Raw genomic sequence first — 3,642 nt, forward strand, 5'->3', positions numbered from 1 at the left:
ACTCCCGACATCCTGCTCCCAAAGCAGGCGCGCTACCAGACTGCGCTATACCCCGAAACGTCCCAGCTACTTTCAGGAGATCCCAAAAAGTTGCGCGGATCGAAGGAGAAGTATCTTAATCACAAGCATGGCTCTCGTCAATTGCCACAGGCATTTTGTGATCTACATATCGGTTCAGTTAGTGCAGGAAGCTTGCTCTGTCTAAATGACCATAACAACCTGTCTGACAAAAAACACCTTACTCACCCTATATATCGAACACACCTGATACAGGTTGAAGGTGGGAAAAGCGTTGCCTTTATCAACAGGCGGTTGTGTCAACAGAGCCAGAGCACTGTTAAACTAACGGTCATCTTCAATATTCGCCAATTATCCTGTATTACTGCCAGCAACAGGCTTCAGTACATATGACAGCAAACATTATTGATGGCAAAGCCATTGCCCTGCAACTGACCGGCACCATCGCCGAACAGGTGAAAAAAAGAACTTCACAGGGTCTCAGGGCTCCGGGACTGGCGGTTATCCTGATTGGCGATGATCCAGCTTCCAAAGTTTATGTAGGCAAGAAAAGGCAGGACTGTGAACGGGTGGGTTTCAAATCCATATCCCACGACCTGCCAGCCTCCACCAGTGAACAGCACCTGCTGGCATTAATTGACAACCTGAATGATCACCCGGAAATTGATGGCATTCTGGTACAGTTACCCCTGCCTGAACACATCAACTGCGAACTGGTGATTGAACGCATCCGTCCTGACAAGGATGTCGATGGCTTTCACCCCTACAACATTGGCCGCCTGGTTCAGCGTATCCCACTGCTGCGACCATGCACACCGAAAGGTGTGATGACACTGCTGGAAAGCACAGGTCAACCCATTCGTGGCAAGAATGCCGTCATTGTCGGCGCCTCCAATATTGTGGGTCGCCCAATGACCATGGAGTTACTACTGGCAGGCTGCACCACAACCACCACGCATCGCTTTACTTTCGACCTGGCCGCTGAAGTAGCCAGGGCAGACATCCTGGTGGTAGGCGCTGGCAAGCCCGGACTGGTTAAAGGCGCCTGGGTAAAGCCCGGCGCCGTGGTTATTGATATTGGTATCAACCGTATGGATGACGGCCGACTCGTGGGTGATGTGGAGTTTGATGCTGCCAGACAAAGAGCTTCATGGATTACTCCGGTTCCCGGCGGTGTTGGGCCGATGACTGTAGCGACCCTTCTGGAAAACACACTGTATGCTGCAGACCATCTGCACCACTGAACCGGGAGAAGAGAGTTCAAGGTTCAGGTCGGCAGTTTTACTGCCGGACCCATTTTATGAATTCATACCGGCCAGGCATTCAAGCAAGATTTCATCTTTCCGCTCAGAACAATCAACAAGGTACATATTACCTGACTCCTCCCATTCATATTCCTGCCCATTGATGCGAACCTCCAGAATCGGATACTCACTATAAATGCACAGCCTGCCTCCCTGCCTGAGTCGGCTTGCAAGGCGCACACCGATATCTTTCCAGCACAGCACCTGATCAACAATCGCACAGGCCGGCAAGATCTTGTCTTCCAATCCCAGACAGACCAATGACTCTGCAGGATAAAACAGAATCAGGTCTGATCCATTCTGTCCAAGCCGTATTTCAGGCGGTTCAGAATGGCTGAAACATTGGCGTCGGGTCGGCCAGTAAAGCAACCATTGGCCACTGGCATTTTCCAGGGATAATGCAGTGATACGCTCAGTAATCAGCTGGTGATCTTCGGCAATATTAAATAAGGCAAGGACTCCCACAGCGCCAACCCGATTGGTGACTTTAAGTAACTTCCCGGAGTATAGGGGGTTTTCAAATAACTGGTCTCGGGCCACCTTTCCCTGTTGGTCACAGCGAACGACCCGGCCATCATTAAACACCAGCTTCATCAGTTGTTCTGCATCGGTCTGCCCAACCGGATCGCTGGTATAAATCGGCCCGCCACTCACTGCCCTGAGCAACGCATGGGCATCAGAGTCTTCGTGAATGGTCCACCACATATCCCAGTCACCTGCAAAAAAGGCATCATGAAATACCGCATTGTACGCATTCTGCAGTGCATGCTCCTGGAGGTTGCCACTCTTCTTTGGAAAAAAATCATCACTGTTACGAGCAAGGGCAGATGAAGGCCGGTGCCAGAGCTGATCACTGGCCATCCCCATGCAGTTGATCAGTTGACCGTTAAAATGCAGCCCCACCGAGGCTTCAAGGGCCTGATGCGCAACCCGGGATACTTTTCCCGGGAAATCCCGGTATTGATAGTGGTTGGCAAGATTGCCCTGAACATCGACCTTGATGAAATCAACCCCATGACGAGCCAGATAATCGTGCCAGCCGTGCCAGAAGCGAAACGCATCCCCTGCTGAGGTTGGAGGTAATCTTCTTGATGAGTCCAGCTCATCCAAACGAACAGGAAAGCTGGCCTGTGCATCTATCCCCTCCCAATGACCGGTCAGAGCATGCCACACTCCCAACCAGGGAATACCATAGCCATCCTGAAGAGTCTGCTTCAACCCCCCAAGCCCGGCCGGAAACTTCTCCCGATCTTCCTTCCAGGATAACAGCCGACGGTCTTTCTCTTCGGACCAACCATCATCCACCAGCATCCATTTCACCGGAATCCCCTTGCAGTAAAACTCCTGCGCTTTGGCAACAACGGCATCCTCATTCACATCAAGATAGCAGGCATCCCAACTGCACCAGCCAAGATAGTTAAACACCTCGGGCAAGGTACGTTGCTCTCTTGGCCTGGAATAGTACGATAGATGGTGACGCCCCAACTGCACATTCTCATTGATCAGTAGAAATGGATCTGTACTGACACCATAGATGGCAATCAAGCCCGAAAAATCTCTAACGCCCGACTTTGCAGGACCCACTAGCAACTCAATGCCAGCCACTTCCCCCCCCCTGGAATTCACAGCGAACCTGTTCATCACATACTGCCAGCAGGTGGTGATACTCTTCTCCCAGGCCGTACAGCAAAGACTGCGTTTTCTCTGGCAGATTGTTAAGGGCACAATCAAAATGGGGCCGTGTCCACCAACTGTTATAAAGATAATGGGCACACAGACCGGAAATATCGCCCAAAGAGACGACATTGATTCGGATGGCGCAATGAGGGTGCCAACTGCGCCCTGGCCAACTGATTCCCTTGCTAATCTCTGCATTCACAGATAACAACAGCTGTCTTCCTTTGGTCTTTAGAGACAACCTGACACTGAGCCAGTCATCAAGAACAAATATCTGCGACTGCCCCGACCATGTCAGAGTATATTCCTCCTCATTATCCAAACGAACATGAACAGTGATCCCCTGACATACTGCAGTCTGGTCATAACACAAATTTACCCGTTGATCTTTTTCACGAAGAGAGTACATAACTGCCTCAACTGCATCTTGGAAAGAACGCTTTCATTCTTTGCATACAGCATTTCTCATCATCAGAAATACAACAGTGAAAACCTGATAACCAGGAGGCTGTCCGAGAATAGCGCCCGACTGGGCGTCCCGGTAGCGAGGATGGCAGAAGATTGAGGATAAAAAGTCGGAAATTTTTCGACCAATTTGCTGCCACCGCACGACTGCATGGATGCAGGAGCTAGAGCAACGCAG

5 protein-coding genes are annotated in these 3,642 nt (G+C 50.7%); 2 read left to right on the plus strand and 3 right to left on the minus strand.

Annotated elements, in window-relative coordinates:
• The coding region (locus tag KDK14_RS10985; protein WP_257265154.1) for a hypothetical protein at window positions 1–411 on the plus strand (411 nt) is incomplete at its 5' end.
• Window positions 408–1,262 (plus strand): bifunctional methylenetetrahydrofolate dehydrogenase/methenyltetrahydrofolate cyclohydrolase FolD, encoded by an 855-nt coding sequence (gene folD / locus KDK14_RS10990; RefSeq protein ID WP_257265155.1) that lies wholly within the window; start codon window positions 408–410, stop codon window positions 1,260–1,262. The genes KDK14_RS10985 and folD, both read left to right, overlap by 4 nt.
• A gap of 54 nt (window positions 1,263–1,316) precedes the next feature.
• On the opposite strand, the gene KDK14_RS10995 is transcribed toward folD, so the two are convergent.
• The 3 genes from KDK14_RS10995 to KDK14_RS11005 form a co-directional block, all read right to left on the minus strand.
• Window positions 1,317–2,963, minus strand: coding sequence for a Sip1-related alpha-galactosidase (locus KDK14_RS10995; RefSeq protein WP_257265157.1), 1,647 nt, complete (start codon window positions 2,961–2,963; stop codon window positions 1,317–1,319).
• The gene (locus KDK14_RS11000; protein WP_257265159.1) at window positions 2,914–3,408 is read right to left on the minus strand and encodes a hypothetical protein; all 495 of its coding nucleotides are present in this window, start codon (window positions 3,406–3,408) and stop codon (window positions 2,914–2,916) included. The genes KDK14_RS10995 and KDK14_RS11000 overlap by 50 nt, the downstream gene beginning before the upstream one ends.
• A 33-nt stretch (window positions 3,409–3,441) precedes the next feature.
• On the minus strand, window positions 3,442–3,642 hold a 201-nt coding region (locus KDK14_RS11005), incomplete at its 5' end, for a hypothetical protein (protein ID WP_257265160.1).

The organism is Endozoicomonas sp. ONNA2, from assembly GCF_024606365.1.
Taxonomy (GTDB): domain Bacteria; phylum Pseudomonadota; class Gammaproteobacteria; order Pseudomonadales; family Endozoicomonadaceae; genus Endozoicomonas.